At 50.2% G+C, this 15,357-nt stretch carries 10 protein-coding genes; 4 read left to right on the forward strand and 6 right to left on the reverse strand.

All coding sequences use genetic code 11. The features are described 5' to 3' along the window. Positions 1-121 precede the first annotated feature (121 nt). A complete protein-coding gene (locus BN4609_RS13030) occupies positions 122-880 on the forward strand; it encodes a NigD1/NigD2 family lipoprotein (protein WP_068857279.1) in 759 nt (252 codons plus the stop codon). Between the two features lie 151 nt (positions 881-1,031). Here the strand turns inward: BN4609_RS13030 and BN4609_RS13035 are convergent, their stop codons facing one another. Continuing rightward, positions 1,032-2,363, reverse strand: coding sequence for an MATE family efflux transporter (locus BN4609_RS13035; RefSeq protein WP_068857069.1), 1,332 nt, complete (start codon positions 2,361-2,363; stop codon positions 1,032-1,034). 394 nt (positions 2,364-2,757) lie between these two features. Between BN4609_RS13035 and bcp the strand changes: the two genes are divergently transcribed. Next, positions 2,758-3,210, forward strand: a complete 453-nt coding sequence (gene bcp, locus BN4609_RS13040) for a thioredoxin-dependent thiol peroxidase (protein ID WP_068857070.1) — start codon at positions 2,758-2,760, stop codon at positions 3,208-3,210. Positions 3,211-3,489: 279 nt separating this feature from the next. Here the strand turns inward: bcp and BN4609_RS13045 are convergent, their stop codons facing one another. Together BN4609_RS13045 and BN4609_RS13050 are read right to left on the reverse strand one after the other, a co-directional pair. Further along, positions 3,490-5,367, reverse strand: coding sequence for a DUF349 domain-containing protein (locus BN4609_RS13045; RefSeq protein WP_068857071.1), 1,878 nt, complete (start codon positions 5,365-5,367; stop codon positions 3,490-3,492). 181 nt (positions 5,368-5,548) lie between these two features. Continuing rightward, positions 5,549-6,475, reverse strand: coding sequence for a magnesium transporter CorA family protein (locus tag BN4609_RS13050; RefSeq protein ID WP_021993018.1), 927 nt, complete (start codon positions 6,473-6,475; stop codon positions 5,549-5,551). A 354-nt stretch (positions 6,476-6,829) separates the two neighbouring features. Here BN4609_RS13050 and BN4609_RS13055 point away from each other — a divergent pair, with 354 nt between their 5' ends. Beyond that, positions 6,830-8,290, forward strand: a complete 1,461-nt coding sequence (locus BN4609_RS13055) for a VHS/ENTH/ANTH domain-containing protein (RefSeq protein WP_164071694.1) — start codon at positions 6,830-6,832, stop codon at positions 8,288-8,290. Positions 8,291-8,668: 378 nt separating this feature from the next. Beyond that, a complete protein-coding gene (locus BN4609_RS13060) occupies positions 8,669-9,559 on the forward strand; it encodes a YitT family protein (RefSeq protein ID WP_068857073.1) in 891 nt (296 codons plus the stop codon). 127 nt (positions 9,560-9,686) lie between these two features. Here the strand turns inward: BN4609_RS13060 and BN4609_RS13065 are convergent, their stop codons facing one another. The 3 genes from BN4609_RS13065 to BN4609_RS13075 are packed head-to-tail and all read right to left on the reverse strand — an operon-like array spanning position 9,687 to position 15,167. Then, positions 9,687-10,859 (reverse strand): TolC family protein, encoded by a 1,173-nt coding sequence (locus BN4609_RS13065; protein WP_068857074.1) that lies wholly within the window; start codon positions 10,857-10,859, stop codon positions 9,687-9,689. A 2-nt stretch (positions 10,860-10,861) separates the two neighbouring features. Next, positions 10,862-13,975 carry an efflux RND transporter permease subunit gene (locus BN4609_RS13070; RefSeq protein ID WP_068857075.1) on the reverse strand — a complete coding sequence of 1,038 codons (3,114 nt, stop codon included), beginning with the start codon at positions 13,973-13,975 and terminating at the stop codon, positions 10,862-10,864. A gap of 22 nt (positions 13,976-13,997) precedes the next feature. After that, entirely contained in the window at positions 13,998-15,167 is a 1,170-nt protein-coding gene (locus BN4609_RS13075; RefSeq protein ID WP_068857076.1) for an efflux RND transporter periplasmic adaptor subunit, read from the reverse strand. Positions 15,168-15,357: the final 190 nt, after the last annotated feature.

A 15,357-nucleotide genomic window follows, 5' to 3' on the forward strand; every position in this document is an offset into this window, starting at 1 on the left:
CAATCTGCGGTCTGATGACTTATTCGGGTTTAACATCATTTTGCAAAAACGGATGCAAAACAAAAGCAATATCCGCATTATATCTACAGAAAACGAACATAACGTAATAAAGATAACGAATATGAAGAAACAGAAACTATCAATGCTTTTCTTAGGCATCTTGTCTGTAGGAATGACTTTACAGTCGTGTGACGATGACGACAATTACTATTATTATTACCCGATAAACCGCCCGAACGCCATTGTGACGGTGAAGCCGGAGACAGCGGAGAGCAAGTTCTTCCTGCAACTCGACGACTCGACAACGCTCACACCGCTCAACATGAACAGCTCGCCTTATGGCAGCAAGGAGGTGAGGGCGTTCATCAACTTCAGATACGCGGAGCAGCAGAACAACAAACGCAACTTCAATGTGTACGTGAACTGGATGGACAGCATACTTACAAAGCCGACCGCAGAAAACCTCGGCACGGAGGAGAACGTAAAGAAATACGGTCAGGATCCGGTGGAGATAGGCACGAGCGACTGGGTGACGATAGCTGAGGACGGGTATCTCACACTCAGCTTCAAGACAAAATGGAGCAGCCAGAGACCGCACTACGTGAATCTTGTGACGGGTGAGAATCCGGACAATCCGTATGAGGTGACATTCTACCACAACGCCGACGGCGACGTGAACGGCTACTGGGGATACGGCATCGTGGCGTTCAAGCTCGACAAACTGCCCGACACTGAGGGCAAGACCGTGGACCTCACGCTGAAGTGGAAGTCGTATAACGGTGACCGCAAGGTGACTTTCAAATACTGCACCCGCAAGTCGTCCACCGCAAGTGCTAAAGCCGTGGTCAGTCCGTCTGAATACATGAAGTGTCTGAAATGACAAAGACTACGTCTGAAGCGGGCGTGGCGGCAACAGCCAGCTGTCTTATCAGGACATCCGTTCACAGCACATCATCATGCAACTATAATAGGGAAACCTGACAAGAAGCCATTCACAACATTTTCATAGGCTTTAAACTTTGATTCATCTCTCAGTGGGATGTCTTCTCTGAAAGAAGAGAGGGCATCCTCTTTTTTATGCCTTTGAAAAGCAGGGTCTGCACTATGCCGCGCGAGGCAAGGTACACTATGAAAGCAAACCAAAGGGCGTGATTGCCCCACACAGCACGGAGCGACATATAAATGACGAAGAACAGCAGTGCGGAGAATATGGAGGAGAGCATCATGCCGCGCGTGGCTGTGACTCCGATGAACACTCCGTCCCACACGAAAGCCGCCATTCCCGCCGCCGGAATGGCTACCGCCCATGGGAAATAGGCTGCCGAGGAGGCAATGACTGTGGAATCGTCGGTGAGCAGAGAGAGGAACGCACTGCCGCCGGACATATACACCACGGTATAAACAGCTGCGAGAATGACGCCCCACATGAACAGACGCCGCACCGTGGAACGGAACATCTGCATGTTGCGAGCTCCATAATATCTGCCGCAAAGTGCCTCTCCGGCATAGGCGAAACCGTCCATCACGTAGGAGAAAAGGGTGAAGAGCTGCATGAGCAGGGTGTTGACAGCAAGCACCACAGTGCCGTGGGAGGCTCCTGCCGAGAGGAAAAACAGATTGACGGCGACAATGAACAGCGTGCGGATAAAGATGTCGCGGTTGACGCTGAAAAAGCTTCGCATAGCCTGAAAGGCGAACAGTCCGGATGAGGAATAATGGTTGCGCAGACGTCTGTAACCGATTATCAGAAACACTAAGGCTGCGAACAGACCGGCATACTGGGCTATGAGAGTGCCGAGAGCCACACCGTCGACCTTCATTCCGCAGGCATATACCAGGCTCAGACTCGCCACGATGTTGACCACATTCTGCATAATGGAGATGAACATCGGTATGCGTGTGTTCTGCATACCTATGAACCAGCCCGTCATACCGTAAAGGCACAGCATGGCGGGAGCACCCCATACGCATATGCCGAAATAGATGCGGACATATGCGGCTATGTCTGGAGAGGGACTGACAACCGCAAGGGCGAGACTCAAGAGCGGACGGCGGAACAGTATTATCATAACAGCGACGGCAAGACCCACCGCGAGCGAGCGCAGCAGCAGCCTCACTACCTCCGGCAGGTCTCGCCGTCCGAACGACTGGGAGGTCATACCGCTCGTGCCCATACGCAGGAATCCGAATATCCAGTATATCACATTGAATATCATGGAACCCACCGCTATCGCCCCTATATACACCGCGTCGCCCATATGTCCTACAATGGCGACATCGACAAGACCGAGCAACGGCACTGTTATATTGGAGACAATGGAAGGGAGTGCTATGTTAAGTATCTGACGGTCGATATGTTTCATATTAACATGTTTGTGTGTTTTATTGTTCTCATACAGCCAAGATAATGCAAACGAGAGGAAAAAGAGCTTGCTCTTATTTTCCCGAGTGCAGCTTATCTTATGCAAAGATAATGCGAGGCGAGCGCAGCAGCAAGGCGGGAAAACCTTGTTTTACCGGACTTGATATTGCCGAGCCGAAGCTTATCTTATGCAAAATTATCTGTTTAACAACAAACGTCTGACACCGCACTGTCCCTTTTAACATTTATTCGCTTTGCCGTTCCGAGACCTTGACTTATCTTTGCAAAAGATAAGCTGCGACTGACTTGAGATTGCAGGTTATCATTACGCTCCTCGGCATTTGCATTGCAAGGAAGCGAAAAAGAAATTATAAACAACAAAAAAGAAAAGAATTATGGAAACAGGAAACAAAGCTCCGGAAATACTTGGTGTTGATCAGAACGGAAATGAAGTGCGTTTGAGCGACTATGCCGGCAAGAAACTCGTGCTGTATTTCTACCCGAAAGACTCCACTCCGGGATGTACAAGCGAGGCATGCAGCCTGCGCGACAACTATGAGGAACTGAAGTCAAAAGGCTACGAGGTGGTTGGCGTGAGCGTGGACAGCGCGAAATCGCACCAGAGATTCATAGAGAAAAACAGTCTGCCGTTCACTCTCATAGCTGACACAGACAAGAAACTTGTGGAGGAATTCGGTGTGTGGGGCGAGAAAAAGATGTATGGCAAGACCTACATGGGCACACTGCGCACAACGTTCATCATCGACGAGAACGGTGTGGTGGAGCAAGTCATGGGTCCGAAAGAGATAAAAGTGAAAGAGCACGCGGCACAGATTCTCAACCGCTAAGCCGGTCAGGCAGTCTGGCTTCATCAGTACATCGTGCTGACGTCAGACTGTCAGCTTCCCGTTTTTGTCGGAGATGCGGCGTACTGTATGGCGAAAAAGACGGGAAAGAACACACCGGCAGCAGAGCGGAAGAGCGAAATGGCCGCTCCATCGGCAAATACAAAGAAAGCGTGGCGGCATATCCGGCAGACAGAAACGATTGATACTGTCTTTAGCGGAAAATGCCGTCACGCTTTATTATTGGCTTTTTTATAATTTCTTGTCGTAAAATGCAGAGATTCAGTCTGCCTGTTCGGCATCTATCGCCTTTATCTTCTGCTTTACGAGTTCCATGTCGTCTTTCAGCTTCTGAACCTTTCTGTTCATCTCGTCAACAAGACTGTTGCCCTTCTTACTGCTTGCTGTGAGGAATCCGAGATTGTTCTCGTAAGTCTGGATTTCCTGCCGCAGCTGGTCGTAACGGCGCATCAGTCGTCCACGTTCGTTGTCGAGCGCGTCCTCACCACGCTTTGCCACATTCTTCAGGTTGCTTCTGAAGCTGTCGAGCTTGCGACGTGAGCTTGATATGTTAAGCTCTTTATACAGCTTGTCAAGCACGGCATGATACTCGTTGTATATATTGTCCTTCTCCTTATAAGGCACATGTCCCACAGAGTTATACTCATCTACGAGCTGCTGTATCTTCTCCTGCACGTTCTCCACACCCTCAGCCGTGAAGTTGCGGAGCTGCTCTATGATGGAGCGTTTCTTCTCAAGGTTGGCGCGCTCTTCATTATGTACTCCCGCGTTAGCGGCATTGCGTGCTGCAAAGAACTTGTTGCATGCCTCGAGAAAATCGTTCCATAGCTGGTCGCCTATCTTCTTGGGCACACTGCCTATGGTCTTCCACTCCTTCTGAAGAGCTATGAACTTGTCGCCGGTTGACTTCCAGTCAGTACTGTCAGACATAGAACGCGCCTTCTCTATGAGGGCCTTTTTCTTCTCGACATTAGCGGCGAAGGTCTCTTTCAGTTCCTTGAAGAACGCCGCCTTACGCCCGAAGAAATCATCGCAAGTGCCACGGAAACGCTCGAATATCTTTACATTCATCTTCTGAGGAGCGAATCCTATGGTCTTCCATTCAGCCTGAAGGGCTATTATCTCTTTTGTATGCTTCTCCCAATCGCTTGCTCCTTTGTTCTCCTCTTTGGCTATTGCCTCAGCCTTCTCACACAGTTCCGTCTTGCGTGCGAGGTTATCCTCCTCCTTGGCACGAAGACTTTCGAAATGCTGTTGATGACGCTTGTTTATCACTGTTGAGGCTGCCTTGAACCGCGCCCATATGCTTTCGCGCAGGTCTTTTGCCACAGGTCCTATCTCGCGATACTGCTGATGGAGTTCCTGAAGCTGGTGGAACGCGCTGATGACATCCGGTTCTTCCGCAAGCCTTTCAGCAGACTCACACAGCTTGGTCTTCAATTCGAGATTCTTCTTGAAATCGTATTCGCGCGCCTCATTGTTGAGTTTGAGCAAATCGTAGAACTGTTCTACATACAGCTGATAACTGCGCCACAGCTCACTTGCCTTATTCGCGGGGACAGATTTTATTTCCTTCCATTGCTGCTGCAGCTCCTTGAACTCCGAATATGACTTGTTCGCCTGTTCGGGTGAGGTAGCCATAGCCTTTATTTTATTTATAATGTCGAGCTTCTTTTCAAGATTTTCCTGCTTCTCCGCTTCCTGCTGCTGGAATATTTTCGTACGGTTCTCACGTATGACAGACATTTCCGCCTTGAATATACTCTCATCCTCATCAGGCAGAATCTGGTATTTCTCAGGGTCTCCTCCTCCATTGAGATAGTCCTTCAGACGCGCTTCCCGCTCAGCGATATGTATTTTATAGAAAGAGGTTTTGAGATGATCAATCTCTTCCTTGTTTGAAAATTCCTTGTTGGCAACGATTTCCTTCAAGCGTGCGAGAATTTCCTTCTTTGTCCTGTAGGTATGTGCTGAAGGTTGTTCTTCCGCCATACTCTCTGCAGAACAGACGTTTTCAGTCTCCGCAATCAGGTCTTCCGGTTTGTTTTCTTCCCGGTTTACTTGAGCAACATCCTGCTCCTTGCCTTTTTCGTTTTCATTCACTCCATTCTGAAGAGCATTTTCTTGAGAATCCATCATTTCACTGTTTTAAGTTTATGACACGGTTTTTCCAATATATCCAAGCAAATATCGAAATGTCTTAATACTTAAAGCCATTAACATTTTGCATGATACGTTAATTTCAAATAATTATTGATGCAAACTTAAATAAAAAAAAGTAATTCAGCAAAAAAACTTATGTATTTTTCACTTTTTTCCGTTAAAGTAGTCTTTTATGGCGCAGAATAAACCACGACAAGCCCGAAACACATACTGAAATGACCAAAGCGACGATGAATCCGTAGCTGGTTGTCTCCATGCCATTGATGAGGTTCATTCCGAAGAGCGACGCTATCAGCGTGGGGAACATCATTATAATGGACACCGATGTCAGCGTACGCATAACGGTGTTCATGTTGTTGTTGATGATGCTTGAGTAAGTATCCATTGTCGATTCGAGAATGTTGGAATAGATGTTCGTAGTCTCTCGTGCCTGCGACATCTCAATATTGACATCTTCTATAAGGTCTGCGTCGAGCTCGTCCACCTGAAGCTTGAACTTAAGTTTCGCAAGAAGAGTCTCGTTGCCACGTATTGACGTTATGAAATATGTAAGAGAATCCTGCAGACGACTGAGTGCAATAAGCGACTCATTGTTCACTACGTTGTCGAGATTATGCTTTGCTTTCTCTATAAGAGCGTTTATCTGCTTCAGGCGTTTCAGATACCACACGGCAGAAGACAGGAACAGGCGGAATATCATATCGACATAGTCGGTGAACCCTTCGCCACGTTTCTGCTGATAGCTCACGAAATCTATCATCATGTTTGTCTCATAGTAACACACCGTAATCGTCACATCTGCCTTATGAATGATACCAAGCGGTACTGTAGTATATGGTGTGCGCGAGCGTATCTCCTTAACGTAAGGGATACGAAGGATTATAAGCATCCAGCCGTCATCGTACTCATAACGGGCGCGCTCGTCAGTATCGCTGACGTCGGAAAGAAAATAATCGGGTAAGTTGAATTTATCTTCAAGCCACTGCTGGTCCTCTTCAGTAGGGCATGTCACTTGTATCCAGCAGTTTGGTTGCCACTCAGCTATCGCTTTCAAGGCACCTTCCGTGTTCCAGAATGTTCTCATAGAGTCGCTCTCCTTAGATTTGTTGTCTTTAATTTTACAGGCAGGAGACAAGCCTCATGCATTGAGTAACATCCTGTCACCAGCCTCAGAAAGTAATATTTTCCGCGTGATAATCGTCCATAAATTCTTTTTTATTGTTGCGGATGCAAAGTTACGTAAATTCTTTGATTACGCAAATTCTTTTAAAGAATTCGTATATCGCATTCTCATGTTAATAATAATATAATACAATTTACATAAGTTAAAATTTCGATTGATTCATCTTTAAAGTTGTTATAACTATAAATGGTACGACAATATTTTATATATTGCATATCAAAACTTCATTTACAATAACACAAAAAAACTTTAAACATGAAAAAAACTTTACTATTTCTGACTGCCTTCTCATTTGGCATGTTGCAGTCTTATGCCCAGCAAGAAGGGCAGATCAGGGTTAAAAGCGGATTCACCGCCGACGTCGTAGCGGAAGGAATTCCTGTTGAGAACTATCTGGTACAGGGTATTGACAACGGAAGCGTAGGATTATTCAGCAAGAAAGTAAGCCTTGTGAACAACGGACTACCGTCCGAAATGCCGATGAAAGCATTTGAAAGCGGCAATCTCTACAACATTGACTACACTAAGAACAATGCTCTCAGACTTGTCGGACCCAACGATGCGGAAGGCACAAACTACCCCACGAGCGGAGAGCTGAAGCTCGCCACACCGGTGAAGACAGACAAGCTGTGGCTGCTTTGCATCTGCGGTAACGGTCCGACCGAGCTGTATGTCGAAGTGAGCTATAAGGACGGAGAATTCACTTATGGCAACATCACAATAGAAGACTGGTGGAACGAAAGCACTAATCCGGAAGACCACAAAGGTAAGGACGAGGCTTTTTGGGGTTTCGACCGCATCGACCGCGAGACAGAAAGCCCGCAGGGAGTGACCTCCGTACGCATTCTTGAAAAAGCGATAGCAACCAATCCTGACAAGGAAATACAGTCTGTATACATTGAGAAGACAAATGTAAGCAACGGATATCCTACCATTCTCGGACTCTCTGCAGGACAACAGCCTGTTGAGGTAGCCGAAGGTTTCAACGCGGACGTGGTTGCCGAGGCAAGACCTATTAGCGAACATTCAAGCGCTTCGCTTGACAGGAACGCATGGGTATTGTATTCCAAGGAGCTTGGAAACGTAGACATCACTACCGAGTTCGGACTTCCCGACGACGGAAACATCGTGACAAAGAGCAACAGGACATATAAGGTGGACTATAAATCGCTTAATGCCACCAGGCTCACAGCCGACGATACGGAGACAGCAGACACCGATGAGTCGACCGCCACACTCGTACTTGAAGACAAACCGACCGTGAGCGACAACGGCTCGATATATTATCTCGCAACCGCAGGGAACGGTCCTGCGACCATAGATGTCACATACAATTATTCTGACGGTTCTTCAAGCACAAGCTATATCGAGATACCCGACTGGTGCAACAACCAGTCACTGGCAGCCGTTCAGACTGGCAGATACTACGGAGGCGTAGACGACAGGGACTATGTCGGGCTGTATGAGGTTGAAGATTATCCTCAGAGCAACAAACAGATAGAAAGCATCACATTTAACAACTATGCCGGCAACGCCTCAAAAGGCATAATAATGGGTATCTATCTCACCGACGGAACCATAACAACCGGCATAAAAGACATCACTGTAGGCAAGGATGCAAAAGACGGAAAAACCTTCAACATCGGCGGACAGGTTGTGGACGGTTCGTACAAAGGCATCGTCATAAAGAACGGAAAGAAACATATTGCGAAATAATCATCGCATATAAAGCAAATGAAATCCGCGCCTTCGTTCAGACGCGGATTTCATTTTATTATATAAATAAGGTGTGGACAACTGTTTATCCGCATCTGTCGTAACACCGACAAAGCCGCTTTTTCATTTGAGTGTCGGCTGTTCACTCCAATCCCTCACTGCCACCGTCATCCTCACTTCCGCTTTTCCACTGTACACCCGGCTGCATCTTCGACAAAGACGGGAACCGTTCTGCCTGACAGCAGCACTGAATACGCACAAAGAAAAATGACAGATTTAGGACTGAGAAAAAACGTTCCACTAAATATCATAGATTTTATTTTGACGCAATGAAAATTTAAACTAAATTTGCACCCGTATAGAATAAACGCAGACGTCATGAGTATCAGCAACAAAACAGCCAAATATCGGATAAAAAAACAGCAGTTGAAAGACCTGTTCTTCATTTTTTTCGGCATCCTTCTTTATTCAATCGGCTACACGGCATTTATCCTACCGGAGAAAGTTGTTATGGGAGGAGTGGCAGGTATATCAGCCTTGTTGTATTACGCATTCCAGTTTCCGGCAGGAGCATCCATTTACATTCTCAACGCCTCAATGCTGATCATAGCCTTCAAGGCTCTCACCAAGCAGTTCAGCATACGCACAATCATCGGTGTGACGATAATGGCTGTGCTTGTCAGCGCACTGCAACCTATATTCCAGGCGTTCCCCATCATCACGCCAGGAAAGGACGTGTTCATGCACGTGCTTATAGGAGGTGCGATGGCAGGAGCGGGTCTCGGAATCGTATTCTCGCACAACGGATCGACCGGAGGCACCGATATTGTCATCGCGTTGCTTAACAAATACTTCCGCATGAGCTTCGGACGAGCCATGCAGTTCATAGACATAACCATCATATGTTCGTCATACATCCTCTTCCACAGCTCCGAGAAGATTGTCTACGGCATCGCTTTCACGCTGATAGCAAGCTTTGTCTGCGACTACGTCATCAACGGTGCGCGCCAGACAGTGCAGTTCATCATCATATCGAAAGAGTATGACAGGATTGCCGACGCGATAAACATGAAGCTCCATCGTGGCGTCACAGCGATAACAGGAAAGGGATGGTACTCAAAGAAAGAGGTAGACATACTTATCGTCCTTGCGCGAAAATACGAGTCACAAGAGCTTTTAAACTATATCAAAAGCATCGACCCGGACGCCCTTGTCTCACAAACCTTCTGTCACGGAGTGTTCGGTGAGGGATTCGACAAGATAAAATGAATCTTCCGTAAAAATAAAAAAACAAGCAGACTGACGCTCTGCTTGTTTTTTATATATATGTTTCTGTACATTATTAATATAATGCCCTGCCGTCATCCTTTTCTGTCATGGCGGAGCACCAGATTGTTCACAGGTCGCCTTTAGTAAGTTCCGCCCACACCTTCTGGTATTTGTTTTCGAGCTGCATCTGTGTCTGCAGATTCCTGTATATGGCGTCCGCCTCCACATAATACTCTATAAGCGAAAGCTCACCGCCCTCTACAGCCTTACGGAGAAGGTCGAGCGTGGAATAGAGCAATGCCGTGTCATATGTGTCGGCGGCATGCCTCAGCTGCTTCATCTCGTTCACCTGCGAACGCACATTGTTCTCAGTCCTCACCCGCACGTTGTCCAACTGCAGCTCAGACTCCTGCAGTCTCGCCTTTGCAGACTTCAGTCTGTTGCGTCCGGAGAACAAAGGGAACGAAGCGCCAACCATGAAACCGTTGCTCGCATCCGACCCGTCGGTGTTGCGCCTGTAGCCCACCTCCAGCTTGGGAAGCCAGTTCTGTCTGTTCACTTTCACATTCTGAGCCGACGCCTGTACCTCCGCACGTGCCGAGCGCAGCGTCAGTTCCGACGCCACTGCCCTGTCGTAAAGAGCCTCATAGTCCACCACTGCCTCCGACGAAGGATATTGCCTCATGTCAAACTCCAACGGCATGTTACCGTTCAGAGCCAGCAGCGACTGCAACGCGGTCTGATGAGCCACCTCGTTCTGCGTCACTTCTGTCTGCACGTTCATCCTGTCCATCTTCACCTTGTTCACCTCAAGAACAGTGGCGTCACCGTTCTTCATCCTCGTCTCATACATAGCGAGCAGTTCGTCGGCGTTCTTGCGGCGTTTCTCCAGCAGGTCACGCTCCTGATTAAGCAATATAAGGTCAAGACACAACTGCTTGGCTGAAAGCAGGATGTTGCACCGTGATGTCTGATAACCGAGATTCACCACTTCCTTCTGAAGCCGTCCCGACTTGCTGCGAGCCGCATACAAAGTGGGGAAATCGAACCCCTGCTTCACCACAAGCTCCGAAGTGGCGATGCCGCTGACACCCTTTGCGAAGAACGGACTGTACTCCACGCTCGGGTCCTCCAGATTGTTCTGAGCCTCGATATCAAGCGCATCCGCCCTGCCCTGTTCTCCCAGAGCCTTCAGTTCCTTGTTGTTCCGCTCCACACTTCTCAGTATCTCGTCTATGCCCTGCGCACCGGCATTCACTCCGAATGCCAGTGCCGCCGCAATCATTATAACCGTTTTCATAATCATTTCGTTTTATTTCGTTTCATCTTTTCTTCCTTTCCCTGCATCCACTCGTACACGACAGGCAATACGAAAGCGTTAAGGAATGTCGACGTAAGCAGTCCTCCCAGTATCACCTTTGCCATCGGACTCTGTATCTCATTGCCCGGCAGACCGCCCCGCAAGGCAAGAGGCACAAGTGCCAGAGCCGACGAAAGGGCTGTCATGAGTATAGGGTTGAGCCTGTCGAGCGAACCGTGCAGCACGCTCTCTCTCACTGTGAGCCCATCCTCATTGCGCAAAGCGTTGTAGCGGCTTATGAGCAACATACCGTTACGTGTGGCTATGCCGAAGAGAGAGATGAATCCTATGATGGCAGGGATGCTCACCTCTCCCGTCGTGAACACCAGCGCAAACACTCCTCCTATGAGCGCAAGAGGCAGGTTGAGCATTATCACGCCGCTCTCGAAAGAGTTCTTGAACTGCATGTAAAGCAACAGGAATATCACGACAATACTCATCAGCGACGTAATCATAAGCGTACGGCTGGCTGCCTGTTCGCTCTCAAACTGTCCTCCGTATTCTATGTGATAGCCCTCCGGAAGCTTTATCTCACGCTCTATTCTGTCCTGTATGTCGTTCACGACACTACGCAGGTCGCGCCCGCTCGTGTTTGCCGACACCACTATCTTGCGCTTCACGTTTTCCCGGTTGATGGTGTTCGGTCCCTTCGCCGACACCACATCAGCCACCTCCGCCAACGGAATGCGCTGTCCGTCGGCTGTGTCTATCATCATGTCCTCTATGCGTTCCATCGTCTTGCGGTCGTCCTCGTCAACGCGCACCACAAGATTGAAGCTCTTGCCGCTCTCATATACCTGCGACACAGTCTCTCCCGCCATGCACACCGACACGAATTCCGCAAATTCGGGAAGCGTTATCCCATACTTGCGCAGCATGTCCCTGCGCGGCACGATCTTCAGTTCCGGACGCTCTATCTGCTGTTCCACATTCAGGTCGGCGATGCCTTCCACCGACGCTACCGACTCCTTTATCTCGTTGCCGATGAGGAACATGCGGTTGAGGTCGTCGCCGAAGAGCTTTATGGCGATGTTCGCCTGCGTACCGCTGAGCATCGCGTCGATGCGGTGGCTTATGGGCTGACCTATCTCTATGTTCACTCCGGTAAGCACAGACAGCTTCTTGCGCACGTCGGCAAGCACCTCAGCGTGTGTGCGGTCTTTCAGCTCGAACGGAGCCTCTATCTCCGACACGTTCACCCCCAAGGCGTGCTCGTCAAGCTCGGCGCGTCCGGTCTTGCGTGCCACGGTCTTTATCTCAGGGACGGTGAGCAGCAGTTTTTCAGCGCGGCGTCCTATGTTGTCAGACTCCTCGAGAGAGATGCCGGGCAGCGAACTGATGTTTATAGTGAACGAGCCTTCGTTGAATGACGGCAGAAAACTGTGTCCGAGCGTGAAGAAGAATCCTATAGCCGCCACGAGCAACACAGCCGTACCGCCTGTCACAATCTTCTTATGACCAAGCACCCACAACAGAGCCGTCTCATAATATTTCTTCAGCCACACCGCAACAAACGCCTCCTTGGGCAGACTGTCACTGCCCTTGCGTCCGCCGAGCAGATAGCTGCACAACACTGGCGTGAGCGTCAGGGCGACGACTGTCGACGCGAACAGCGACACGATGAAAGCTATTCCCAGCGGTATGAGCATCTTGCCCTCCATACCGCTGAGGAAGAACAGAGGCACGAAACTCACCATTATTATGATGGTGGAATTGAGAATCGGCATGCGCACCTCGCGCGAGGCGTCGAACACCACGTCAAGTACAGGGCGGCGTTCCTCCACCGGAAGCATGCGGTTCTGGCGCAGATGCTTCCACACATTCTCCACATCCACTATGGCGTCGTCCACAAGCGAACCTATGGCAATCGCCATTCCGCCGAGGCTCATGGTGTTGATGCTCAGTCCCATATAATGAAGGACGAGCAGCGTGATGAGCAGCGACAGCGGCAGGGTGACAAGCGATATGACCGTCGTGCGCACGTTGGCGAGAAACATGAAGAGCACTATCACAACGAATATCGCACCCTCTATGAGCGAGTCCTGCACGTTGTCTATCGAACTGTTGATGAAGTTGGCCTGTCTGAATATGTCTGTCGACACATGCACGTCGCCCGGCATGTTCTTCTTCAGGTCCTTTATCGCCTCCTCGAGTTTCGCGGTCAGCTCTATCGTTCCGGTGTTGGGCTGTTTGGTGACAGTGAGCAGCACAGCAGGCTTTCCTCTCTCCGAGGCTACTCCCAGCTTGGGCTGCTGCGCCCCTATCTTCACGTCGGCTACGTCGGCGAGCGTGACCGTCGTTCCCTGAGCCGTTCTCAGAGCCGACTGCGCCAGCTTCTCCACATCGTTCTCCGACACAAGTCCCCTGACTATATACTCGTTGCCATACTGGTATATCACGCCTCCGCTTGTGTTCTGGTTCATCCCGCGCGTCGCCGCCATCACCTCCGAGAGGCTCACTCCGTAGTGTTTCATCCGGTCGGGATGTATCAGTATCTGATATTCCTTTATGTCGCCGCCCAGCACAGCCACCTGTGCCACTCCTCCGGTAGAGAGCAGCCGCGGGCGCACGGTCCAGTCGGCAAGAGTCCGGAGGTCGAGCATCGACGTGCTGTCTGCCGTCAGTCCCACTATGAGCACCTCACCGAGGATTGACGACTGAGGTCCGAGCACCGGCTGACTCACGTTGTCCGGCAGGCTTCCGCTCACCGTAGACAGCTTCTCCGACACTATCTGGCGCGCCAGATAGATGTCCGTGTCCCAGTCGAACTCCACCCATACCACAGAGAAACCGGTTGTCGACGAGGAGCGCACCCTGCGCACGTCGGTCGCTCCATTGACGGCTGTCTCTATCGGAAACGTAACGAGCCGTTCCACCTCCTCGGCTGCCATTCCTCCCGCCTCGGTCATTACGACCACAGTGGGAGCGTTAAGGTCGGGGAACACATCCACTTCCGTATGGAATGCCATGTATGTTCCGCCCACCATGAGCAGCACCGATGCCACGAGAACCATAAGACGGTTCTGCAGCGAAAAATGTATTATCTTGTTCAGCATTTCTTCCTTCCGTTAAGCGTTTTCAGTGTGAATGTGTGTGTGCGGGTATGGCGTTGCTCGCCGATGCCAGCTTCACGTGTATCGCTCCCTTGGTCACCACGTTCTCCCCGGGCTTCAGTCCGTCGGTTATCTCTATGCGTTCGCCGTTGCCCGCACCCGTGCGCACCTCACGCTTGGCATAGCAGTTGTCGTCCAGACGCACGTATACATACTTGGTGCCTTCCTCTTCCGTGAGTGCCGTCTCGGGCACGCTCATCACCCCTCCGCGCGTTCCGGTGACGAGATATGCCGTCACCGCCATGCCGGGAAGGAGTCCGTCGGTGGAGTCAAACTCGAATGTCACAGGCACATACGACGACCCTGCCACCGTCGTTCTGCCGTAAGCCACGGTGCGTCCGTTGAGCTTGCTGATGTCGTACAGTTCTCCGCCGTATGACGACACGAACCTCGCCGTCCTCACCTGTCCTATCTCTGACAGGTGGCGTGCCGGAACATCAGCCACCAGATAGAGCTTTCTGTTGCGCGTGATGCTCATGAGCGGCTGACCCGCTGTCACGTAGTCGCCGTTCTTCACAAGACACTGCACCACGTATCCTGCCGCAGGCGACGCCACAGTGACGCCCGTCTTGCCCTTTGCTCCGGCAAGTGCCTTCTGCTCTATGCGTGCGATGTCGTAGTTCTCCTTTATGGTGTTGAACTCCTTTTCAGATATTATCCTGTCCTTCACAAGCTTCCGCGCACGCTCATATTCGCTCCGTGCCGTCTCATATGCCACTCTCGCACGGTCGGCAGGATCGCCGTTCTGCATGTGTTCTGATGATATGACGAAGAGAGCCTGTCCGCTCCCTACCCTCGCTCCCTCGGGCATTGCCCTGAGCAGGCGCACCACTCCCGACATCGTGGCTGCTACCGAAGTCTCGTCGCCCGACGCGCTCTGCAGACTGCCGCTTGCCTGTATCACGGTCTGGAAGTCGCCCGGATTTATCACTTCGGCAACCACTCCGGCAGCCTTTGCCTTCTCCACAGGCAGCACAATCTCACCGGCATGCGCCTCTTCCTTTTTGTTTTCTCCACTCTCCACATGCTCTTCTCCGGCATGTATGTCCTCGCCATGGTCGCCGCTTTTCCCGCTATGGCACGATGTAAAGGCAACAAACGCCATAACTCCGGCAATCAATGTACTCTTGTTCATATCGTCTTCAGGTTATTATATTTTAGTATTTTCAGAATAATGTGCAAATTTACAGGTAATATTGTGCAACCTTGTTGCAATCTTCACAGTCTCCGCCAGCCATCGTCACCGCAGCTCCGGCTGTACGGCACTTGAGCGAACGCGCCACGACGGCGGAAACGCTCCGGTGCAGCAAACTCTGTGTCGGGAA

Source organism: Leyella lascolaii (genome assembly GCF_900079775.1).
Classification (GTDB): Bacteria; Bacteroidota; Bacteroidia; order Bacteroidales; family Bacteroidaceae; genus Prevotella; species Prevotella lascolaii.

What these genes read in the sequence shown, in the direction of transcription:
- BN4609_RS13075 (WP_068857076.1), bottom strand. Translation starts at nt 15,167, where the DNA reads ATGAACAAGAGTACATTGATTGCCGGAGTTATGGCGTTTGTTGCCTTT.
- BN4609_RS13070 (WP_068857075.1), bottom strand. Translation starts at nt 13,975, where the DNA reads ATGCTGAACAAGATAATACATTTTTCGCTGCAGAACCGTCTTATGGTT.
- BN4609_RS13030 (WP_068857279.1), top strand. Translation starts at nt 122, where the DNA reads ATGAAGAAACAGAAACTATCAATGCTTTTCTTAGGCATCTTGTCTGTA.
- BN4609_RS13045 (WP_068857071.1), bottom strand. Translation starts at nt 5,367, where the DNA reads ATGATGGATTCTCAAGAAAATGCTCTTCAGAATGGAGTGAATGAAAAC.
- bcp (WP_068857070.1), top strand. Translation starts at nt 2,758, where the DNA reads ATGGAAACAGGAAACAAAGCTCCGGAAATACTTGGTGTTGATCAGAAC.
- BN4609_RS13055 (WP_164071694.1), top strand. Translation starts at nt 6,830, where the DNA reads ATGAAAAAAACTTTACTATTTCTGACTGCCTTCTCATTTGGCATGTTG.
- BN4609_RS13060 (WP_068857073.1), top strand. Translation starts at nt 8,669, where the DNA reads ATGAGTATCAGCAACAAAACAGCCAAATATCGGATAAAAAAACAGCAG.
- BN4609_RS13035 (WP_068857069.1), bottom strand. Translation starts at nt 2,363, where the DNA reads ATGAAACATATCGACCGTCAGATACTTAACATAGCACTCCCTTCCATT.
- BN4609_RS13065 (WP_068857074.1), bottom strand. Translation starts at nt 10,859, where the DNA reads ATGAAAACGGTTATAATGATTGCGGCGGCACTGGCATTCGGAGTGAAT.
- BN4609_RS13050 (WP_021993018.1), bottom strand. Translation starts at nt 6,475, where the DNA reads ATGAGAACATTCTGGAACACGGAAGGTGCCTTGAAAGCGATAGCTGAG.